This is a genomic window from Nonomuraea salmonea, from assembly GCF_042428605.1.
Classification (GTDB): domain Bacteria; phylum Actinomycetota; class Actinomycetes; order Streptosporangiales; family Streptosporangiaceae; genus Nonomuraea; species Nonomuraea salmonea.
The window spans coordinates 124,673-139,857 of record NZ_JBHMCF010000003.1; the positions used below are offsets into that span (position 1 = coordinate 124,673).

The window sequence follows — 15,185 nt, forward strand, 5'->3', positions numbered from 1 at the left end:
CGCTACTCCTTCTGAAATTGAGATGTAAGAGGGGTCGCGCGACCTTACCGGACACAGCCGACCAGAGCAGGAGTGTTGCAGCAGAAATCAACATGAGCAAGACTTTTCATGACATTGCTACCTGGAAGTTTGGTCCACGAGTTGAATTGGGATTCAATACACCGGCGAGTGATCTCGCTCGGTGAGAGGCCGCTCACCCCACGAGATCGCGGGCTCAGCGCCGCTCTCGTGGCGCACCTCGGGGAGGAGGCGCCGGAGCCGCTGTCCGTACGACGGTTTCTGCCGTTGCCCACCCTCTCGTACGGCTCTGCAGATCTCCACACTGGGGTCCCAGGTGAGCGGGATTTCGGAGCGCACGTGGACCAGACGAACCACTCGGTGATCGTGGACGAGCGCGTCGTGGTGAAGTGGCTCACCCCTCCCGCCCCGCTGCCGCATCCCACCCCCGACATCCTCGCCCATCTGGTTGAGGCCGGATTCAACGACACCGCCCCTCCTTACGCGGCTCTGACCGGCGTGGTGGACGGCCGCGAACACCTCCTCGCCCTGGTGACCGGTTACCTGCCGGACGCCAGGGACGGCTGGGAGTGGTGCGTGGACGAGGCCGTCGCCGGCACCACCGCGTTCGCCGCCGCCGTCGGCCGCCTCACCGCCGACCTCCACCTCGCCCTCTCCACCCTCCCCCACTCCCCTGCGACGGCACCGGCGGAGGGGACCGCCACGGGGCTGCCGGCCCCGCTCGGGGCGAGGCTCGCGGAGCGGGCGGAGGCGGCGCTGTCCGAGGCGCTGGCGGTGACCGACGGCGAGGACGGGATCTGGCTTGCCGAGCGGGCCGAGGTCATGCGGCAGGAGTTGGACGCCCTGACCGCACCCGTCACCACGCCGCTGATCAGGATTCACGGGGACCTGCACGTCGGTCAGATCCTCCAGTGGCGCGACGGCTATGCGGTCATCGACTTCGACGGCAACCCCACCGTGTCCGACGCCGACCCCCGCCAGCCGGCCGCCCGCGACGTGGCGCAGCTCACCACCAGTCTTGAACACGTGGCCCAGGTCGCGATCAAGCGCCGCGGCACCCCTCCTGACCAGGCCGCCGCGTGGGCCCGCCGCGCCCGCGCCGAGCTGCTCGCCGCCTACCGCGACCGGCTGGCCGCGCGGCACCGGCCCGACCTGCTGGACGAGGGGCTGATCCGGCCGTTCGAGGTGGAGCAGGAGTGCCGCGAGCTGATCTACGCCGCCCGCCATCTCCCCCGCTGGCGCTACGCCCCCATGGGCGTCCTGCACACCTGGTACGACGCCCGAAAGACGTCCGCAGCCACCCCCGCGGCGACCTCCGTGCCGAACCCGGCGCGGAAACCTGAGGAGAACATCGCGTGAAATCCGAGCTCTACCTGACCGACCTGGAGTCCAAGCCGCAGGCGCTGGCCGACCTGGCCGCCGCGCTCAGGACGGCCGACCCCTGGGCCGGGCTGCCGCAGGGCGTCGACCGGGTGCTGTTCCTCGGCATGGGCAGCTCCCGTTACGCGGCGGGCGTGGCCGCACGACGCATGCGCGCCGCCGGGGTGTCCACCTTCGCCGAGTACGCCTCCGCCGCCACCGCGCTCCCCCCCGCCAAGGGCACCCTGGTCGTGCCGATCTCGGCCACCGGCGGCAGCCGCGAGACGCTCGACGCGATCGGGGCGTACACGGGCGGCCCCTCCTTCGTCGCGGCGCTCACCAACCAGCCGGGCTCCCCGATCACGCGGGGCGCCGACCTGGTGGTGGAGATGCGGGCGGGCGAGGAGCGCGGCGGCGTCGCCTGCCGTACGTTCCAGCACACGCTGGCCCTGCTGCTCGCCCTGGAGAGCCGGCTCACCGGCCGCGCGCACGACCTGCCCGCCCTGGTCGAGCGGGCCGCCGAGGCCACCGCCGACCTGCTGGAGCGCAGGGACGAGTGGCTGCCACTGACCATGGAGCTGCTCGACGGCCCGCACGGCGTCTACACGATCGCCCCCGCCGAACGCCTGTCGTCGGCCGAGCAGTCGGCGCTGATGCTGAGGGAGGGCCCGCGCCGCCCGGCCGACGCCTGCGAGAGCGGCGACTGGTCGCACGTGGACGTCTACCTCACCAAGACGCTCGACTACCGCGCCCTGCTCTTCCCCGGTTCCCGCTACGACGAGCAGGCCATGGACTGGGTACGCGAGCGCGGCTCGACGGTGGTCACCGTGGGCGGCGAGGTGAAGGACGCCGCCACGGCCATCCGCTACGTCCACGACGACGACCCCGACGTCGCGCTGCTCACGGAGACGCTGGTGGCCGAGCTGGTGGCGGCCTACTGGTGGTCGGCGCATTGACGCGCTCCCCGGCGTGAACGCCGGGGATTCAGCCTGTGCCGTGTGGTGTCACGCGGCACTTCTGTGGCTTCCTGTTTCATCGACCGTGCCCCCGCGCTCGCCCCGGGGAGCGGGCGGAGGGGTCTTACCGGTCTCCGCAGGCGTTTTCCGTCTCCGCTTCCCGCCCATCTCAGGCACGGGTTTCCGTCCAGCGGCGACGATCCGGCGCCCTTCGGCCCGGATGTTGATCTCGGCGTTGACATCCCGGTCGTGGGTGACCCCACACGGGCAGGTCCACCGTCGTACGGCCAGCGGCATCTGCCCGGCCAGCGCCCCGCAGGCCGAACAGAGCCTGGAGGAGGGGAAGAACCTGCCGATCTTCACGAACGTCCGGCCGTACAGCTTCGCCTTGTACTCCACCATGCCGATGAACGACGCCCAGCCCGCATCATGCACGCTCTTGGCCAGCTGAGTGCGTGCCAGCCCCTTGACCGCCAGGTCCTCCACATAGATCGCTTGATTTTCGCGGATCAGCTTCGTGGACAACTGGTGGTGGAACTCGCGCCGCGCGTCGGCGACCTTGACATGCCGGCGGGCGAGCTTCGTCCGGGCCTTGGCCCGGTTCTTGCTGCCCTTCTCCTTACGCGACAGGGCCTTTTGCGCCCGCTTGAGTTTCTTCTCCGCTCGGCGCAGGAACCGCGGGCTGTCGATCTTTCGTCCGCCCGACAACACCGCGAAGTGCGTCAGGCCGAGATCGATCCCGGTCTCGGCCCCGGTCCCGGTTTCGGTCTCGGTCTGAGGCAAGGAGGTTTCGGCGGCTTCGATGACAAACGAGGCGAAATACCTCCCGGCCGCGTCCTTGACCACGGTGACCGAAGAGGGCTCGGACGGCAGAGTCCGTGACCAGCGCACCACCACATCGCCGATCTTCGGCAGCCGCAACCTGCCGGCCGCGGTGATGGCGAAACGAGCGTTACGGGTGAAGCGGATCGCCTGCCGGTTGTCCTTGCGGGACCGGAAACGCGGCGGCCCCAGCATGGGCCCCTTGCGGGTCCCGGCCCTGGAGGCGAAGAAGTTCCGGAACGCCGCACAGGCGTCGGCCAGGGCCTGCTGGAGCACCACCGCCGACACCTTGCCCAGCCAGGAGCGTTGCGGTGTCTGCTTCGCCTGGGTGATCACCAGGCGGGACAGTTCCGTGTCGGTGAGGAACGGCAAGCCCTGCTGGTGGGCATGGTTGCGTCGTGCGATCGCGTCGTTGAACACCACCCGGGCGCATCCGAACGCCCGCGCGAGCTCGATGCGCTGGCCGGGGGTCGGATCGATCCGGAAGGAGTACCGCAACTGCACACGATCATCTTACAGTTGGGCTATGGCCGATCACAGCGATATCAGGACCGGCAGGCATTGCGTTTTCATGCTGCACGCACATTTGGTTTTCGTGACGAAATTCCGGCATCGGGTGTTCACCGGCAAGCACCTGACCCGGCTGCAAGAGATCATGAGATCCGTGTGCGCCGACTTCGAAACCGAGCTGCGCGAGTTCAACGGCGAGGACAACCACGTCCACCTGCTGGTCGACTTCCCACCCAAGGTGGCCCTGTCCAAGCTGGTCAACAGCCTCAAGGGCGTGTCCTCGCGCCGGATGCGTCAGGAATTCCCCGAACTGGCCCGCCACTACTACCGGGCGAACAAGCTGTGGTCGGGCTCCTACTTCGCCGGCTCGGTGGGCGGCGCTCCGATCAGTGTCCTGCGCCAGTACATCGAGCAACAGAACCGGCCCGTCTGAGCTGGGTGGACACCGTTTCGCCCGGCGGCGAAACGGCTGTTCTCGCCCCGCTACGCGGGCTGGCCGGCTTCACCCCCGGCCTGAACGCCGGAGCACCGCCGACGATTCCGGTAGCGGGGCCTCATGCCGACCGTACGGTGAGCGCGTGCTCCACCAGCGTGATCAGCGTGTGCTTGACCGCGGGCCGGGCCCGCGCGTCCGTCCGCACGATCGGCACGTGCCCGGAGATCGTCAGCGCCTCCCGCACCTCGTGCTCGGCGTGCGGGAACTCGCCGTCCCAGCCGTTCAGCCCGATGATGAACGGGATGCCGGAGTTCTCGAAGTAGTCGACGGCGGGGAAGCTGTCGGCCAGCCGCCGCGAGTCGACCAGCACGACGGCCCCGATCGCGCCGCGCACGAGGTCGTCCCACATGAACCAGAACCGGTGCTGCCCCGGCGTGCCGAACAAATAGAGAATGAGGTCCTGGGCCAGCGAGAGCCGGCCGAAGTCCATCGCGACGGTCGTGGTCGTCTTGCCCGGTGTGTGGCCGAGGTCGTCGATGCCGGTCGAGGCGTCCGTCATCACGGCCTCGGTCGTGAGCGGCATGATCTCCGACACCGCGCCGACGAACGTGGTCTTGCCCACGCCGAATCCGCCCGCCACGACGATCTTGGTGGAGGTGAGCCGGCTAGAGCCTTCGAAGTCCACTGAGCACCCTTTCGAGCAGGCCCCTGTCCGGCAGGCCCGCCTCAAGCTGAGGCTGGTACACCTTGACCAGCCCGTCCGCCTCCATGTCGGCGACCAGCACCCGCGCCACCCCGAGGGGCACGCTGAGCAGCGCCGAGATCTCCGCCACCGAGCGCACCTGGCGGCACAGCTCGCTGATGGCACGGTACTCCCGCGTGTACGTCATGCCCAGCTGCGCCGAGGTGGCCGACGACACGAGGGCCTCCATGGCGAGGTTCGTCCGTGGGGTGGTGCGGCCGCCGGTGACGGCGTACATGCGGACGAGCGAACTGCGTTCGGGCTCCTCTTCCCCGTTGTGCCACGATGCCAAGGTTCACTCCCATCACCAGGGGCGCACGGAGGACAGCTCCGCTCGCACGGCAGGAGTGAGCACCTGCCCCGCGCGCTCGACCAGGATCGTCATCTGGTAGGCGACCAGGCCCATGTCGCAGTCGGGCGCGGCCAGCACCGCGAGGCAGGATCCGTCGCTGATCGCCATCACCAGCAGCAGACCGCGTTGCATCTCCACGAGGGTCTGAGTGACCTCGCCACCGCCGAACACCCGCGCCGACCCCGCCGTCAGGCTCACCAGTCCGGCCGCGATGGCGGCGAGCTGGTCGGCGCGATCCTGGGGGAAGCCCCTGGAGTAGGCCATGGGGAGCCCGTCGGCCGAGACCACCACCGCGTGCGCCACGCCGGGGATCTCTTCGACGAAGGCGGTGACCAGCCAGTTGACGTCTCTGGCGGCCTGGCTCAGCTCCTTCATGCGTCCTCCTCGAGCTCGGCGCGTCCCTTGCGTACGCCCTGCTGGTAGCTGGCGAGCCGGCTGCGCAGTCGGTCAGGGGACACCGGAGGAGCGGGAACGGGCGGAGGTTGCGGGTTCGCGGTCCCCGGTACCAGGTTCGCGCGCGGGGTCCGCTTCGGCAAGCCGGAGTTCGTGGTGCCGTTCCTGGCCGGCTCGGCGGCGGCGCCCGCGGCCTGCCAGCCCTGGTCGGCGGGGGACGACCAGGACGGGTCGCGGTGGTCGGCGGTGGGCGCCGACCCGCTGAACCAGCTGCTCACCTCGACGGCAGGCTCCTGAGCTGGTGGTTCCTGCGGCGGGGCGATGCCCAGCTCGGCGGCGGGCGCGCTCAGCGGGTCGGGGAAGGACGTCACCGGCTCCGGCGCCGCCTGCTCCACCGAGTCCTGCTCCACCGAGTCCTGCTCCACCGAGTGCGAGTGGGTGTGGGTGACGCTGAACCACGACGAGTCGGCCGCGTCCTGGCTCGCGGGGGGAGGGGCGTTGTAGGACGGGACGCTCTCGTACGGCGGCGGGGCCACGGTGTCGAAGGACGGATGTCCGCCGGAGAACGGCGGCATGGACCGGGGAGCAGGAGCCGCATGCGCCGGGGCGTGCGTCGGCGGCGCGTTCGCCGGCCCGTGGGTCGGCCCGTTGGCCGGCCCGTGGGTCGGCCCGTGGGCCGGCTCGCTGGTCGGACGGGGTGCCCGGTGCCGCTGTCCCGCTCCCGGCACCGGCCCCGGCACGCCGGTGAGCAGCGCGGGCGGGACCAGCACCATGGCGGTCAGCCCGCCGATGTCCTGCCGCCGCAGCTGCACCCTGATGGTGTGCCGCAGCGCCAGCCGGCCGACCACGAACAGGCCCATCCGCCGCGACACCGACACGTCCACGACGGGCGGGTTGGCCAGGCGCCAGTTGGCCTCGGCCAGCTCGTCGGGCGTCATGCCGATGCCGTGGTCGGTGACCGACAGCAGCAGGCTGCCGCCGTCGATGCGGCTGCTGGAGATGATGACCTTGGTGTCGCGGGAGGAGAACGACACGGCGTTCTCGACCAGCTCCGCGAGCAGGTGCACCACGTCGGTGACGGCCTGCCCGGCGATGGCGACGTCCGACTGGACCTGGATGCTGACCCGGTCGTAGCTCTCGACCTCGCCCAGCGCGGCCCGGACGATGTCCATCAGCTCGACCGGCTCCGTCCACTTGCGCGCGGCCTCCTGGCCGGCGAGGACGAGCAGGTTCTCGCTGTTGCGCCGCATGCGGGTGGCGAGGTGGTCGAGCTTGAACAGGTCGCCGAGCCTGGCGTCGTCGCGCTCGCCGCGCTCCAGCTTCTCGATCAGCGTGAGCTGCCGTTCGACCAGGGTCTGGCTGCGCCTGGACAGGTTGACGAACATGGCGTTGACGTTGGAGCGCAGCTTGGCCTCGTCGCCGGCCAGCCGCACGGCCTCGCGGTGCACCTCGTCGAAGGCCCGCGCGACCTCGCCCACCTCGTCCTTGGTGAAGATGCCGATGGGCGGCACCTCGGCGTTCACCGCGCCGTCGCGGGACTCGCGCAGGTGCTGGACGAAGTCGGGCAGCCGCCTGCCGGCGATCTCCAGGGCCTCGCCGCGCAGGCGGCGCAGGGGGCGTACGAGGGAGCGCGCCACCCCGGTCGTGATCAGCAGCACGGCCACGAGCAGGGCGAGCACGGCGGCGGCGGTGATGACGGCGCGCTGCCGCTCGTCGGAGCTGAGCGCCTCGCTGCGCTGCACGATGCCCCCGGCCTGGCGCTGCTCGACCTTGCGCATGGAGTCGACGACCACGCTCGCCGCGTCGAACCACTCCTTGGCGTCGTCCTTCCTGGCGAGGTCGAGGCCGCGCAGCGGCAGCCCGGTGGTGGCCCTGATGAGCACCAGCTCGCGCAGGAACAGCATGCGGTCGGCGGAGCGGCCGTTGACGGTCTCGTCGAACAGGCGGCGCTCCTCCGCGGTGGCCTCGGCGGCGAAGCCCCTGCGCTCGTTGGCCTCCCTGGACTGCTCGCCGAGCAGCCGCTTGAGCGATTCCGGCTCGAACGCGCCCTCGACCAGCGCCACGATGACGAGGGCCTGCTGGTACGACACGCTCTCCTTGGCCCGCGCGAGCGCGTCGAGCATGCGCGTCTGGCGGAACAGCTCGTCGTCCACGCTGCCCTTGACCAGCTCGTTGTGCACCGACAGCAGGCCGTTGACGATCACGGTGTAGAGCTCGACGGCCGGTCCTGGCAGCAGGTTGGCGTCGAGGGCCTGGCGGCGCAGGGAGGTCAGGTCGTTGAGCCGGTTGAGCAGGTTCTCCAGCTGGTCGGCGGTGCGGCCGGTGGCGTCGGCGAGCAGGGCCCTGGCGACGTCGCGTACCTGCTTGGCGGACAGGTCGACCTGCGCCATGTGGGACTGCACCTCGGCGAAGGCGTCGGCGGGCCGGTCGCGGGCGATGTACCAGGCGGTTCTGGCGCGCTCGGTGGAGACGAGGTGGGTGAACTCGCCGAGTTCGGCGGACAGTCGGGCGAACTGGTTCGTCCTGGCGTAGTCGGAGGCGGCGGAGGTCGAGTTGAGCACCTGGACGCCGCCGAGCAGGACGGCGGCGGCGGTCGGTACCAGGATGAGGGCCACGAGCCGCGCGCGGACACGCCAATTGCGCAGCCGCCAGCCACCCTCGCTGGCCTGCCTGACGCCCACCTGTGTACTCACCGAACGCACCTCGTCGAATCGGCCTATATGCGGGCCGTGTGCCCTGGGGAAATCAGCAAGTGCCGGGTAATTGGAACACATCGCATGGCTTGTGGCCAAGCGAACATAACGCGACAAATGATGGTCTGCGTGACTCATGAGGATAGAAGCTGGCGCTCCATGCGGGAAGTGCTCCCGGCACGAAATAAACCTACAACACGATAAATGTCCTCCTATGGGCGATTTGCTCGTTCCAATCGCGTAACACGACCGGCGCGCAGTGATCTCCGGAAGGTCACGCCGTTGAGAATCACGCTATTCACCACATATGTTGAGCCACGTCAAACGAGGAGGCGAGGGTGGGAGATTCTCCCGGCAACGCGGCAATCACCGTTGCGGGCCTTTGGAAGATCTTCGGGCCGAAGGCGCAAAAGGTGCTGGACAGTGATGACAGACATCTGGACCCAGCCGCGCTCAGGGAGAAGACCGGCTGCACCGCCGCCGTCCGCGACGTGAGCTTCGAGGTACGCCCCGGCGAGGTCTTCGTCGTCATGGGCCTGTCGGGCAGCGGCAAGTCCACCCTCGTCCGCTGCCTCACCAGGCTCATCGAGCCCTCCGCCGGCCAGGTGACGATCGCCGGCGAGGACATCGGCGCCGCCTCCCCCGCCCGCCTGCGCGAGATCCGCCGCCACCAGGTCAGCATGGTCTTCCAGCACTTCGGCCTGCTGCCGCACCGCAAGGTCATCGACAACGTGGCGTACGGGCTGGAGATCCAGGGCGCCGCGAAGGCCGACAGGCACGCGCGGGCCGCCGAGATCCTCTCGCTCGTCGGCCTCGACGGCTACGCCGACGCCTACCCCGACCAGCTCTCCGGCGGCATGCAGCAGCGTGTCGGGCTGGCCAGGGCGCTGGCCGTGGAGCCCCAGGTGATGCTGTTCGACGAGCCGTTCAGCGCGCTCGACCCGCTGATCAGGCGCGACATGCAGGCCGAGGTGATCAGGCTGCACCGCGAGGTCGGCAAGACCATGGTCTTCATCACGCACGACCTGTCGGAGGCGCTCAAGCTCGGCGAGCGCATCGCGATCATGCGGGCGGGCTCGATCGTGCAGCTCGGCACGGCGGAGGAGCTCGTGGGCGCGCCGGCCGACGACTACGTGGCCGACTTCGTCCGCGACGTGCCGCGCAGCCACGTGCTGACCCTGCGCTGGATCTGCCGCGACCCCGAGCCGGGCGAGCCGCTCGACGGCCCCGAGCTTCCCGTCACCACCGTCATCAAGGACGCCATCGGCGTCGCGTCGGGCTCCTCCCGCCCGATCAAGGTCGTGGACGGCGACGAGCTGGTCGGGGTCGTGGACCGGGTCGACTTACTGGGCTTCCTGGCCGGTCAGGACCCCGCCGTGAAGGCGCCGGCATGAGCAGCACGGCCGTCACCACGCCCTCCAGGCTCGGCCTGCCGAGGTGGGCGGCCCCCGCCGGGGTGGCGGTGCTGTTCGTGGCGGCGTACCTGGTCTTCCGTGGCTCGGGGACGCTGCCGCACGACAAGGAGGCGCCGCAGTTCCTCGCGGTGACCGAGCTGCGCGAGTGGATCGACGACCACCGCAACGACAATCCGCTCTTCCTGTACTTCCTCAACTACATCAGGCTCTTCGTGGGCCAGCTCTACTCCCTGTTCCAGACCACCCTGTACGCGCTCGGCTGGCCTGGCATCATCGGCGTCATGGGCGCCCTGGCCTGGCTGGCGGGCGGCTGGCGGATCGCGCTGCTCGCGGTCGGCGGGGTGAGCGCGTTCGGCGTGCTGGGGCTGTGGGAGTCGAGCGTCGACACGCTGGCCCTGGTCGGGGTGGCGGTGCTGCTGTCGCTGGCGATCGGGATCCCGATCGGGGTGTGGGCGGGCCTGTCCGCGCGGACGCGGCGGGCGATCACGCCCGTGCTCGACGTCATGCAGATCATGCCGACGTTCGCCTATCTGGCGCCGCTCGCGCTGTTCTTCCACATCGGGGCGCCCGCGGGCGCCATCGCCACGATGATCTACGCGATCCCGCCCGCCATCCGCATCACCGCGCTGGCGATCTCGTCGGTCTCCCCCACGGCGGTCGAGGCGTCCAGCTCGCTGGGCGCCACCAGGCGGCAGACGCTGTTCAAGGTCTATCTGCCGCTGGCCCGCTCCACGATGGCGCTGGCCATCAACCAGACCATCATGATGGCGCTGTCAATGGTGGTCATCGCGAACCTGATCTCGGCGCCCGGCCTGGGTGGCGACATCATCCGCGGCCTGTCGAGGGCGCAGGTCGGCATCATGCTCCCGGCCGGCGTCGCCATCGTGATCATGGCGGTGATGCTGGACCGGATGATGATGGCGGTCGCCCGCCGCGACGCGCACGCCAAGCTGCGCAGGACCGACCTCGTCGGCGCGGGCGTGCTGGGCGTCGCTGGGCTCGCGCTCATCCCCGTGCTGCCGCCGATCTGGCCCGAGAGCCTGACGGTGAACGTCGTGGCCGAGGTCAACGCGGCCGTGAGCTGGGCCGAGACGAGCTGGTACCCGGTCACCACGTTCATCAAGGACGTCACCTCGCACGCGCTGCTCAACCCGCTGGAGTCGCTGCTCACCGCCGCGCCGTGGTGGCTGGTCGCGCTCGCGGTGCTGAGCCTCGCCTGGCGGGTCAGCGGCACGCGCCCGGCGCTCATCGCGCTGGCCTGCCTGCTCGGCATCGCGCTGCTCGGCGTGTGGGAGCACACCATGCAGACGATGACCACGGTCGCCGTCGCGGTGCTGGTCACGCTGCTCATCGGGCTGCTGCTCGGCGTGGCGGCGGCCCGCTCGCCGCGCTACTCCGCCATCCAGCGCCCGCTGCTGGACGCCGCCCAGACCATGCCCGCGTTCGTGTACCTGCTGCCGGCGCTCGCGTTGTTCGGCACCACCCGGTTCACCGCGATCTTCGCGTCCATCATCTACGCGGTGCCGCCGGTGGTGCGCCTGGTCGAGGACGGCATCAAGGGCGTGCCCGCCACCGTCGTCGAGGCCGCCGCCTCGGCCGGCTCCACCTCCGGCCAGCTGCTGTGGAAGGTGCAGCTGCCGATGGCCAGGCGCGCCATCCTGCTCGCGGCCAACCAGGGCATCGTGATGACGCTGGCCATGGTCGTCGTCGGCGGTCTGGTCGGGGCGGGGGCCCTCGGCTACGACGTGGTCGCCGGTTTCTCCCAGCGGACCGACTTCGGCATGGGCTTCGTGGCCGGCATCGCGACCGTGCTGCTCGGCGTCATGCTCGACCGCATCACGCAGGGCGCCGACACCAGGCGCCCGTCCCCCCGAAAGAGGAAGTTCACATGAAGATTCGCCTGCTCGCAGGCCTGCTCGCCGTGGGGCTGGCCGCCGGTTGCGGCGGGGCCACCGTGGAGACCTCACCCAGCGCCTCCGCCCCGGCGGCCGGGGCCAGCGCCTCCGGCGGGTCCGCCGGGACCGTGAAGATCGCCATCAACCCCTGGGTCGGGTACGAGGCCAGCGCGAACGTCGTGGCGTACCTGCTGAAGAACGAGCTGAACTACGAGGTGGAGCTGCCCGAGATCAAGGAGCAGCTGGCCTGGGAGGGCTTCGAGACCGGCGACGTCGACGTCATCATCGAGAACTGGGGTCACCCCGACCTGAAGAAGCAGTTCATCGAGGAGAAGAAGACCGCGCAGGAGGCCGGCTCGACCGGCAACAAGGGCGTCATCGGCTGGTACATCCCCAAGTGGATGGCCGACGAGCACCCCGGCATCACCGACTACAAGAACCTCAACAAGTACGCCGACCTGTTCAAGACCTCCGAGTCGGGCGACAAGGGCCAGCTGCTGTTCGGCGACCCCTCGTACGTCAGCAACGAGGATGCGCTGATCAAGAACCTCAAGCTCGACTACAAGGTCGTGGTCGGCGGCAGCGAGGCGGCCCTGATCAAGAGCGCCCAGCAGGCGCAGGAGCAGAAGAAGCCGCTGCTGTTCTACTTCTGGGACCCGCACTGGCTGTTCAGCAAGACCGAGCTGGTCCGGGTGAACCTGCCGCCGTACACCGAGGGCTGCGACGCCGACCCGAAGAAGGTGGCCTGCGACTACCCGGAGATGGACCTCGACAAGATCGTCAGTACGAAGTTCGCGCAGTCCGGCGGCAAGGCGTACGAGCTGATCAAGAACTTCTCCTGGACCAACGAGGACCAGAACGCCGTGGCCGACGACATGACCAACGGTGGCATGACCGGCGAGGAAGCCGCCAAGAAGTGGGTCGAGGCCAACCCCGCCAAGTGGCAGGCCTGGATCCCCCAGTGACCCCCTCCTGACCCCCCATGACCGCGCGCCCGCCCCGGCGGGTGCGCGGTTCCCGGAGACCTCATCATGATCCGAATCAAGACGCTCGCCGGCCCGCTCGTCGCGGCCCTGCTGCTGACCGCCTGCTCCAGCGGTGAGCCCGAGACCACGGCCAAGGCCAAGGGAACCGTGAACATCGACGTGCACGGCTGGGTGGGGTACGAGGCCCAGGCCGCCGTGCTCGGCTACCTGCTGGAGCACGAGCTGGGCTACAAGGTGAACAAGCGGGCCGTGAAAGAGGACCAGTCCTGGCGGGATTTCGAGTCGGGCAAGGTCGACGTGATCGTGGAGAGCTGGGGTCACAACGACCTGAAGAAGGAGTACATCGAGGAGAAGAAGGTCGCGCTGTCGGCGGGGCTGACGGGCAACAAAGGCGTCATCGGGTGGTACGTGCCCGAGTGGATGGCCAAGAAGTATCCCGACATTACGGACTACCGAAACCTCAATAAGTACGCCGCCCTCTTCCGAACCGATAAAACCGGAAATGCCGGACAAGTGCTCGACGGAGACCCGACATTCGTCACCAACGACGAGGCTCTCGTCAAGAATCTCGGGCTCAATTACAAGGTCGTCTACTCCGGCAGCGAGGCGGCGCTCATCAAGGCGGCGCAGGAGGCGACGAAGAACCGGACGCCGCTGCTGATGTATTTCTACGAACCGCAATGGCTCTTCAGCAAGATCAAACTCGTCAAGGTCGCGCTGCCGCCCTACGCCGTCGGCTGTGACAGCGATCCGGCGAAGGTCGCCTGCGACTATCCGCCGTACCTGCTGGACAAGATCGTCAGCCGGCGGTTCGCGGAGGCGGGCGGGCAGGCGTACGAGCTGGTCCGCAACTTCACCTGGACCAACGACGACCAGAACGCCGTGGCGAGCGACATGATCAACGAGCGGATGACCGCCGAAGAGGCCGCCGAGCAGTGGGTGCAAGAGAACAAGATCGTGTGGAAGGACTGGATTCCGCGTTGAGGTTCGACTTCGTCATCGTGGGCGGCGGCTCCGCCGGAAGCGCCCTGGCCAACCGGCTGAGCGCCGACCCCTCGACGTCGGTGCTGGTGCTGGAGGCAGGGCGTCCCGACTACCTGTGGGACGTCTTCATCCACATGCCGGCCGCGTTGATGTTCCCCATCGGCAACCGCTTCTACGACTGGAGATACGAGTCCGAGCCGGAGCCGCACATGGGCGGCCGGCGCATCTACCACGCCCGCGGCAAGGTGCTGGGCGGCTCCAGCAGCATCAACGGCATGATCTTCCAGCGCGGCAACCCGCTCGACTACGAGCGCTGGGCCGCCGACCCCGGCATGAAGAGCTGGGACTACGCCCACTGCCTGCCCTACTTCAAGCGCATGGAGACCTGCCTGGCCGACCCCGGCACCGACTTCCGCGGCGGCGAGGGGCCGCTCAAGCTGGAGCGCGGCCCGGCGCACGGCCCGCTGTTCGAGGCGTTCTTCGCGGCCGTGCAGCAGGCCGGGCACCCCCTGACCGACGACGTCAACGGCTACCGCCAGGAGGGCTTCGCCGCCTTCGACCGCACCATCCACCGGGGCCGCAGGCTCAGCGCCGCCCGCGCCTACCTGCACCCCGTACGCGGGCGCAAGAACCTCAAGGTCAGGACCCGCGCCTTCGTGGAGAAGGTGCTCTTCGACGGCACCCGCGCGACCGGCGTGCTGTGCGACGGCGAGCGCATCGAGGCCGGCGACGTCATCCTGTGCGGCGGCGCCATCAACACCCCGCAGCTGCTCCAGCTGTCGGGGGTGGGGCCGCGCGCGCTGCTGGAACCGCTCGGCGTCGAGGTCGTGCACGACCTGCCGGGCGTCGGCGAGAACCTCCAGGACCACCTGGAGGTCTACGTCCAGCACGCCTGCACCGAGCCGGTCTCCCAGCAGCCCTCGCTTGCCCTGTGGCGGCGGCCGTTCATCGGGGCCAACTGGCTGTTCCTGCGCGGTGGGCCGGGCGCGACCAACCACTTCGAGGCGGGGGGCTTCATCCGCTCCGACGACGAGGTGGCCTACCCCAACCTGATGTTCCACTTCCTGCCCATCGCCGTGCGCTACGACGGCACGGCCCCGGCCGGCGGGCACGGCTACCAGGTGCACATCGGGCCGATGTACTCCGACGCCCGCGGCTCCGTCCGCATCACCTCCACCGACCCCCGGCACAAGCCCGCGCTGCGCTTCAACTACCTGTCCACCGAGCAGGACCGCCGTGAGTGGGTGGAGGCGATCAGGCACGCCAGGAAGATCCTCTCCCAGCCCGCCTGGGCGGACCTGGACGGCGGCGAGATCTCCCCCGGCCCGCGGGTGCAGACCGACGAGGAGATCCTGGCCTGGGTCGCCAAGGACGGCGAGACGGCCCTGCACCCGTCGTGCACCTGCAAGATGGGCACCGACGAGCAGTCGGTCGTGGACCCCGAGACCATGCGCGTGCACGGCCTCGACGGGCTGCGCGTGGTGGACGCCTCGGCCATGCCGTACGTCACCAACGGCAACATCTACGCCCCCGTGATGATGCTCGCCGAGAAGGCCGCCGACCTCATCCTCGGCAACACCCCGCTACCGCCCGAGCCGGTGGAGTTCTACCGCGCCCGCTGACC

The 15,185-nt window shown here is 69.6% G+C and carries 13 protein-coding genes; 8 read left to right on the forward strand and 5 right to left on the reverse strand.

What is annotated here, in order from left to right; all coding sequences use genetic code 11:
* Positions 1-357: 357 nt before the first annotated feature.
* Together ACFFR3_RS01800 and ACFFR3_RS01805 are read left to right on the forward strand one after the other, a co-directional pair.
* The gene (locus ACFFR3_RS01800; protein WP_379482491.1) at positions 358-1,377 is read left to right on the forward strand and encodes a hypothetical protein; all 1,020 of its coding nucleotides are present in this window, start codon (positions 358-360) and stop codon (positions 1,375-1,377) included.
* Complete coding sequence (locus ACFFR3_RS01805) at positions 1,374-2,333, forward strand: SIS domain-containing protein (protein ID WP_379482492.1); 960 nt, start codon at positions 1,374-1,376, stop codon at positions 2,331-2,333. The genes ACFFR3_RS01800 and ACFFR3_RS01805 overlap by 4 nt, the downstream gene beginning before the upstream one ends.
* A 48-nt stretch (positions 2,334-2,381) precedes the next feature.
* Here ACFFR3_RS01805 and ACFFR3_RS01810 read toward each other — a convergent pair whose 3' ends face one another.
* Positions 2,382-3,659: an RNA-guided endonuclease InsQ/TnpB family protein gene (locus ACFFR3_RS01810; RefSeq protein ID WP_364384578.1), complete on the reverse strand. Its 1,278-nt coding sequence runs from the start codon at positions 3,657-3,659 to the stop codon at positions 2,382-2,384.
* Between the two features lie 22 nt (positions 3,660-3,681).
* On the opposite strand from ACFFR3_RS01810, the gene tnpA reads away from it, so the two are divergent.
* On the forward strand, positions 3,682-4,098 hold the full coding sequence (tnpA, locus tag ACFFR3_RS01815) for an IS200/IS605 family transposase (RefSeq protein ID WP_364384575.1): 417 nt from the start codon (positions 3,682-3,684) through the stop codon (positions 4,096-4,098).
* A gap of 121 nt (positions 4,099-4,219) precedes the next feature.
* On the opposite strand, the gene ACFFR3_RS01820 is transcribed toward tnpA, so the two are convergent.
* From ACFFR3_RS01820 to ACFFR3_RS01835, 4 genes are all read right to left on the reverse strand, one after another.
* Positions 4,220-4,786 (reverse strand): GTP-binding protein, encoded by a 567-nt coding sequence (locus ACFFR3_RS01820; RefSeq protein WP_345397895.1) that lies wholly within the window; start codon positions 4,784-4,786, stop codon positions 4,220-4,222.
* Positions 4,767-5,081 (reverse strand): DUF742 domain-containing protein, encoded by a 315-nt coding sequence (locus ACFFR3_RS01825; RefSeq protein ID WP_345409593.1) that lies wholly within the window; start codon positions 5,079-5,081, stop codon positions 4,767-4,769. Before ACFFR3_RS01825 ends, ACFFR3_RS01820 begins: the two co-directional genes overlap by 20 nt.
* 66 nt (positions 5,082-5,147) lie before the next feature.
* The gene (locus tag ACFFR3_RS01830; protein WP_345397892.1) at positions 5,148-5,570 is read right to left on the reverse strand and encodes a roadblock/LC7 domain-containing protein; all 423 of its coding nucleotides are present in this window, start codon (positions 5,568-5,570) and stop codon (positions 5,148-5,150) included.
* The gene (locus ACFFR3_RS01835; RefSeq protein ID WP_379482493.1) at positions 5,567-8,281 is read right to left on the reverse strand and encodes a sensor histidine kinase; all 2,715 of its coding nucleotides are present in this window, start codon (positions 8,279-8,281) and stop codon (positions 5,567-5,569) included. Before ACFFR3_RS01835 ends, ACFFR3_RS01830 begins: the two co-directional genes overlap by 4 nt.
* 365 nt (positions 8,282-8,646) lie before the next feature.
* On the opposite strand from ACFFR3_RS01835, the gene ACFFR3_RS01840 reads away from it, so the two are divergent.
* The 5 genes from ACFFR3_RS01840 to betA all read left to right on the forward strand — a co-directional run bounded on the left by ACFFR3_RS01840 (position 8,647) and on the right by betA (position 15,183).
* Positions 8,647-9,675, forward strand: coding sequence for a quaternary amine ABC transporter ATP-binding protein (locus tag ACFFR3_RS01840; RefSeq protein WP_379482716.1), 1,029 nt, complete (start codon positions 8,647-8,649; stop codon positions 9,673-9,675).
* Positions 9,672-11,588, forward strand: a complete 1,917-nt coding sequence (locus ACFFR3_RS01845; RefSeq protein WP_345397880.1) for an ABC transporter permease — start codon at positions 9,672-9,674, stop codon at positions 11,586-11,588. Before ACFFR3_RS01840 ends, ACFFR3_RS01845 begins: the two co-directional genes overlap by 4 nt.
* Positions 11,585-12,556: an ABC transporter substrate-binding protein gene (locus ACFFR3_RS01850; RefSeq protein WP_364384561.1), complete on the forward strand. Its 972-nt coding sequence runs from the start codon at positions 11,585-11,587 to the stop codon at positions 12,554-12,556. Before ACFFR3_RS01845 ends, ACFFR3_RS01850 begins: the two co-directional genes overlap by 4 nt.
* Before the next feature lie 66 nt (positions 12,557-12,622).
* Entirely contained in the window at positions 12,623-13,561 is a 939-nt protein-coding gene (locus ACFFR3_RS01855; RefSeq protein ID WP_345397874.1) for an ABC transporter substrate-binding protein, read from the forward strand.
* A complete protein-coding gene (gene betA / locus ACFFR3_RS01860) occupies positions 13,558-15,183 on the forward strand; it encodes a choline dehydrogenase (protein ID WP_379482494.1) in 1,626 nt (541 codons plus the stop codon). Before ACFFR3_RS01855 ends, betA begins: the two co-directional genes overlap by 4 nt.
* The last annotated feature ends 2 nt before the right edge of the window (positions 15,184-15,185 follow it).

Coding starts and splice junctions, on each gene's coding strand:
- ACFFR3_RS01850 (WP_364384561.1), top strand. CDS start 11,585: ATGAAGATTCGCCTGCTCGCAGGCCTGCTCGCCGTGGGGCTGGCCGCC.
- ACFFR3_RS01845 (WP_345397880.1), top strand. CDS start 9,672: ATGAGCAGCACGGCCGTCACCACGCCCTCCAGGCTCGGCCTGCCGAGG.
- ACFFR3_RS01825 (WP_345409593.1), bottom strand. CDS start 5,081: ATGTACGCCGTCACCGGCGGCCGCACCACCCCACGGACGAACCTCGCC.
- ACFFR3_RS01830 (WP_345397892.1), bottom strand. CDS start 5,570: ATGAAGGAGCTGAGCCAGGCCGCCAGAGACGTCAACTGGCTGGTCACC.
- ACFFR3_RS01855 (WP_345397874.1), top strand. CDS start 12,623: ATGATCCGAATCAAGACGCTCGCCGGCCCGCTCGTCGCGGCCCTGCTG.
- tnpA (WP_364384575.1), top strand. CDS start 3,682: ATGGCCGATCACAGCGATATCAGGACCGGCAGGCATTGCGTTTTCATG.